This is a genomic window from Gordonia sp. IEGM753, from assembly GCF_050321825.1.
Taxonomy (GTDB): Bacteria; Pseudomonadota; Gammaproteobacteria; order Pseudomonadales; family Pseudomonadaceae; genus Aquipseudomonas.
This window is the reverse complement of sequence record NZ_JBNQGB010000015.1, coordinates 1-5,253: the sequence shown is the minus strand read 5'-3', so window position 1 is coordinate 5,253 and position 5,253 is coordinate 1. Positions and strand designations below refer to the sequence as shown.

The following is a 5,253-nucleotide window of genomic DNA, read 5'->3' as shown; positions in this document are numbered from 1 at the left end:
ACGAGAGATCGAAAGCGCAAGTGGTTGAAGTTGTTGAAGAAACCTTCGAAAACTTCTGAAAATAACCACTTGACAGCAACAGAGGCTGCTGTAGAATGCGCGCCTCGGTTGAGACGAAAGATCTTAACCACCCGCTCTTTAACAACTGAATCAAGCAATTCGTGTGGGTGCTTGTGGAGTCAGACTGATAGTCAACAAGATTATCAGCATCACAAGTTACTCCGCGAGAAATCAAAGATGTAACCAACGATTGCTGAGCCAAGTTTAGGGTTTCTTAAAAACCCAAAGATGTTTGAACTGAAGAGTTTGATCATGGCTCAGATTGAACGCTGGCGGCAGGCCTAACACATGCAAGTCGAGCGGCAGCACGGGTACTTGTACCTGGTGGCGAGCGGCGGACGGGTGAGTAATGCCTAGGAATCTGCCTGGTAGTGGGGGATAACGCTCGGAAACGGACGCTAATACCGCATACGTCCTACGGGAGAAAGCAGGGGACCTTCGGGCCTTGCGCTATCAGATGAGCCTAGGTCGGATTAGCTAGTTGGTGAGGTAATGGCTCACCAAGGCGACGATCCGTAACTGGTCTGAGAGGATGATCAGTCACACTGGAACTGAGACACGGTCCAGACTCCTACGGGAGGCAGCAGTGGGGAATATTGGACAATGGGCGAAAGCCTGATCCAGCCATGCCGCGTGTGTGAAGAAGGTCTTCGGATTGTAAAGCACTTTAAGTTGGGAGGAAGGGCATTTACCTAATACGTAAGTGTTTTGACGTTACCGACAGAATAAGCACCGGCTAACTCTGTGCCAGCAGCCGCGGTAATACAGAGGGTGCAAGCGTTAATCGGAATTACTGGGCGTAAAGCGCGCGTAGGTGGTTCGTTAAGTTGGATGTGAAATCCCCGGGCTCAACCTGGGAACTGCATTCAAAACTGTCGAGCTAGAGTATGGTAGAGGGTGGTGGAATTTCCTGTGTAGCGGTGAAATGCGTAGATATAGGAAGGAACACCAGTGGCGAAGGCGACCACCTGGACTGATACTGACACTGAGGTGCGAAAGCGTGGGGAGCAAACAGGATTAGATACCCTGGTAGTCCACGCCGTAAACGATGTCAACTAGCCGTTGGGAGCCTTGAGCTCTTAGTGGCGCAGCTAACGCATTAAGTTGACCGCCTGGGGAGTACGGCCGCAAGGTTAAAACTCAAATGAATTGACGGGGGCCCGCACAAGCGGTGGAGCATGTGGTTTAATTCGAAGCAACGCGAAGAACCTTACCAGGCCTTGACATCCAATGAACTTTCTAGAGATAGATTGGTGCCTTCGGGAACATTGAGACAGGTGCTGCATGGCTGTCGTCAGCTCGTGTCGTGAGATGTTGGGTTAAGTCCCGTAACGAGCGCAACCCTTGTCCTTAGTTACCAGCACGTAATGGTGGGCACTCTAAGGAGACTGCCGGTGACAAACCGGAGGAAGGTGGGGATGACGTCAAGTCATCATGGCCCTTACGGCCTGGGCTACACACGTGCTACAATGGTCGGTACAGAGGGTTGCCAAGCCGCGAGGTGGAGCTAATCCCAGAAAACCGATCGTAGTCCGGATCGCAGTCTGCAACTCGACTGCGTGAAGTCGGAATCGCTAGTAATCGCGAATCAGAATGTCGCGGTGAATACGTTCCCGGGCCTTGTACACACCGCCCGTCACACCATGGGAGTGGGTTGCACCAGAAGTAGCTAGTCTAACCTTCGGGAGGACGGTTACCACGGTGTGATTCATGACTGGGGTGAAGTCGTAACAAGGTAGCCGTAGGGGAACCTGCGGCTGGATCACCTCCTTAATCGACGACATCAGCTGCTCCATAAGTTCCCACACGAATTGCTTGATTCATTGAAGAAGACGATAAGAAGCAGCCCGAAATTGGGTCTGTAGCTCAGTTGGTTAGAGCGCACCCCTGATAAGGGTGAGGTCGGCAGTTCGAATCTGCCCAGACCCACCAATTTTGTGTGGGAACCTGTAGAGATACGGGGCCATAGCTCAGCTGGGAGAGCGCCTGCCTTGCACGCAGGAGGTCAACGGTTCGATCCCGTTTGGCTCCACCACCACTGCTTCTGTTTGTGTAAAGCTTAGAAATGAGCATTCCATCGTAAGATGGTGAATGTTGATTTCTAGTCTTTGACTAGTTCGTTCTTTAAAAATTTGGGTATGTGATAGAAAGATAGACTGGACCACACTTTCACTGGTGTGGGATCAGGCTAAGGTAAAATTTGTGAGTTCTCTTAGTTGAGAAATTCGAATTTTCGGCGAATGTCGTCTTCACAGTATAACCAGATTGCTTGGGGTTATATGGTCAAGTGAAGAAGCGCATACGGTGGATGCCTTGGCAGTCAGAGGCGATGAAAGACGTGGTAGCCTGCGAAAAGCTTCGGGGAGTCGGCAAACAGACTTTGATCCGGAGATGTCTGAATGGGGGAACCCACCTAACATAAGTTAGGTATCTTAAGCTGAATACATAGGCTTAAGAAGCGAACCAGGGGAACTGAAACATCTAAGTACCCTGAGGAAAAGAAATCAACCGAGATTCCCTTAGTAGTGGCGAGCGAACGGGGACTAGCCCTTAAGTGGCTTTGAGATTAGCGGAACGTTCTGGAAAGTACGGCCATAGTGGGTGATAGCCCTGTACGCGAAAATCTCTTAGTCATGAAATCGAGTAGGACGGAGCACGAGAAACTTTGTCTGAATATGGGGGGACCATCCTCCAAGGCTAAATACTACTGACTGACCGATAGTGAACTAGTACCGTGAGGGAAAGGCGAAAAGAACCCCGGAGAGGGGAGTGAAATAGATCCTGAAACCGTATGCGTACAAGCAGTGGGAGCCCACTTTGTTGGGTGACTGCGTACCTTTTGTATAATGGGTCAGCGACTTATTTTCAGTGGCGAGCTTAACCGAATAGGGGAGGCGTAGCGAAAGCGAGTCTTAATAGGGCGTCTAGTCGCTGGGAATAGACCCGAAACCGGGCGATCTATCCATGGGCAGGTTGAAGGTTGGGTAACACTAACTGGAGGACCGAACCGACTACCGTTGAAAAGTTAGCGGATGACCTGTGGATCGGAGTGAAAGGCTAATCAAGCTCGGAGATAGCTGGTTCTCCTCGAAAGCTATTTAGGTAGCGCCTCATGTATCACTGTAGGGGGTAGAGCACTGTTTCGGCTAGGGGGTCATCCCGACTTACCAAACCGATGCAAACTCCGAATACCTACAAGTGCCGAGCATGGGAGACACACGGCGGGTGCTAACGTCCGTCGTGAAAAGGGAAACAACCCAGACCGTCAGCTAAGGTCCCAAAGTTATGGTTAAGTGGGAAACGATGTGGGAAGGCTTAGACAGCTAGGAGGTTGGCTTAGAAGCAGCCACCCTTTAAAGAAAGCGTAATAGCTCACTAGTCGAGTCGGCCTGCGCGGAAGATGTAACGGGGCTCAAACCATACACCGAAGCTACGGGTATCACTTAGGTGATGCGGTAGAGGAGCGTTCTGTAAGCCTGTGAAGGTGAGTTGAGAAGCTTGCTGGAGGTATCAGAAGTGCGAATGCTGACATGAGTAACGACAATGGGTGTGAAAAACACCCACGCCGAAAGACCAAGGTTTCCTGCGCAACGTTAATCGACGCAGGGTTAGTCGGTCCCTAAGGCGAGGCTGAAAAGCGTAGTCGATGGAAAACAGGTTAATATTCCTGTACTTCTGGTTATTGCGATGGAGGGACGGAGAAGGCTAGGCCAGCTTGGCGTTGGTTGTCCAAGTTTAAGGTGGTAGGCTGGAATCTTAGGTAAATCCGGGATTCTAAGGCCGAGAGCTGATGACGAGTGTTCTTTTAGAACACGAAGTGGTTGATGCCATGCTTCCAAGAAAAGCTTCTAAGCTTCAGGTAACCAGGAACCGTACCCCAAACCGACACAGGTGGTTGGGTAGAGAATACCAAGGCGCTTGAGAGAACTCGGGTGAAGGAACTAGGCAAAATGGCACCGTAACTTCGGGAGAAGGTGCGCCGGTGAGGGTGAAGCATTTACTGCGTAAGCCCATGCCGGTCGAAGATACCAGGCCGCTGCGACTGTTTATTAAAAACACAGCACTCTGCAAACACGAAAGTGGACGTATAGGGTGTGACGCCTGCCCGGTGCCGGAAGGTTAATTGATGGGGTTAGCTAACGCGAAGCTCTTGATCGAAGCCCCGGTAAACGGCGGCCGTAACTATAACGGTCCTAAGGTAGCGAAATTCCTTGTCGGGTAAGTTCCGACCTGCACGAATGGCGTAACGATGGCGGCGCTGTCTCCACCCGAGACTCAGTGAAATTGAAATCGCTGTGAAGATGCAGTGTATCCGCGGCTAGACGGAAAGACCCCGTGAACCTTTACTATAGCTTTGCACTGGACTTTGAATTTGCTTGTGTAGGATAGGTGGGAGGCTTTGAAGCGTGGACGCCAGTTCGCGTGGAGCCAACCTTGAAATACCACCCTGGCAACTTTGAGGTTCTAACTCAGGTCCGTTATCCGGATCGAGGACAGTGTATGGTGGGTAGTTTGACTGGGGCGGTCTCCTCCTAAAGAGTAACGGAGGAGTACGAAGGTGCGCTCAGACCGGTCGGAAATCGGTCGTAGAGTATAAAGGCAAAAGCGCGCTTGACTGCGAGACAGACACGTCGAGCAGGTACGAAAGTAGGTCTTAGTGATCCGGTGGTTCTGTATGGAAGGGCCATCGCTCAACGGATAAAAGGTACTCCGGGGATAACAGGCTGATACCGCCCAAGAGTTCATATCGACGGCGGTGTTTGGCACCTCGATGTCGGCTCATCACATCCTGGGGCTGAAGCCGGTCCCAAGGGTATGGCTGTTCGCCATTTAAAGTGGTACGCGAGCTGGGTTTAGAACGTCGTGAGACAGTTCGGTCCCTATCTGCCGTGGACGTTTGAGATTTGAGAGGGGCTGCTCCTAGTACGAGAGGACCGGAGTGGACGAACCTCTGGTGTTCCGGTTGTCACGCCAGTGGCATTGCCGGGTAGCTATGTTCGGAATAGATAACCGCTGAAAGCATCTAAGCGGGAAACTAGCCTCAAGATGAGATCTCACTGGGACCTTGAGTCCCCTGAAGGGCCGTCGAAGACTACGACGTTGATAGGTTGGGTGTGTAAGCGCTGTGAGGCGTTGAGCTAACCAATACTAATTGCCCGTGAGGCTTGACCATATAACACCCAAGCAATTTGA

Annotated in this window: 2 tRNA genes and 2 rRNA genes; all 4 read left to right on the top strand. The window is 51.4% G+C overall.

The annotated features are described in order from the left end of the window. Window positions 1-294 precede the first annotated feature (294 nt). Window positions 295-1,833, top strand: a 16S ribosomal RNA gene (locus ACQR3R_RS30685). 82 nt (window positions 1,834-1,915) lie between these two features. Beyond that, window positions 1,916-1,992, top strand: a tRNA-Ile gene (locus ACQR3R_RS30680). 27 nt (window positions 1,993-2,019) lie between these two features. Next, window positions 2,020-2,095 (top strand) — tRNA-Ala (locus ACQR3R_RS30675). Window positions 2,096-2,341: 246 nt separating this feature from the next. Beyond that, a 23S ribosomal RNA gene (locus ACQR3R_RS30670) occupies window positions 2,342-5,233 on the top strand. Together the 16S and 23S rRNA genes with 2 tRNA genes alongside form the textbook arrangement of a ribosomal RNA operon. Window positions 5,234-5,253 lie beyond the last annotated feature (20 nt).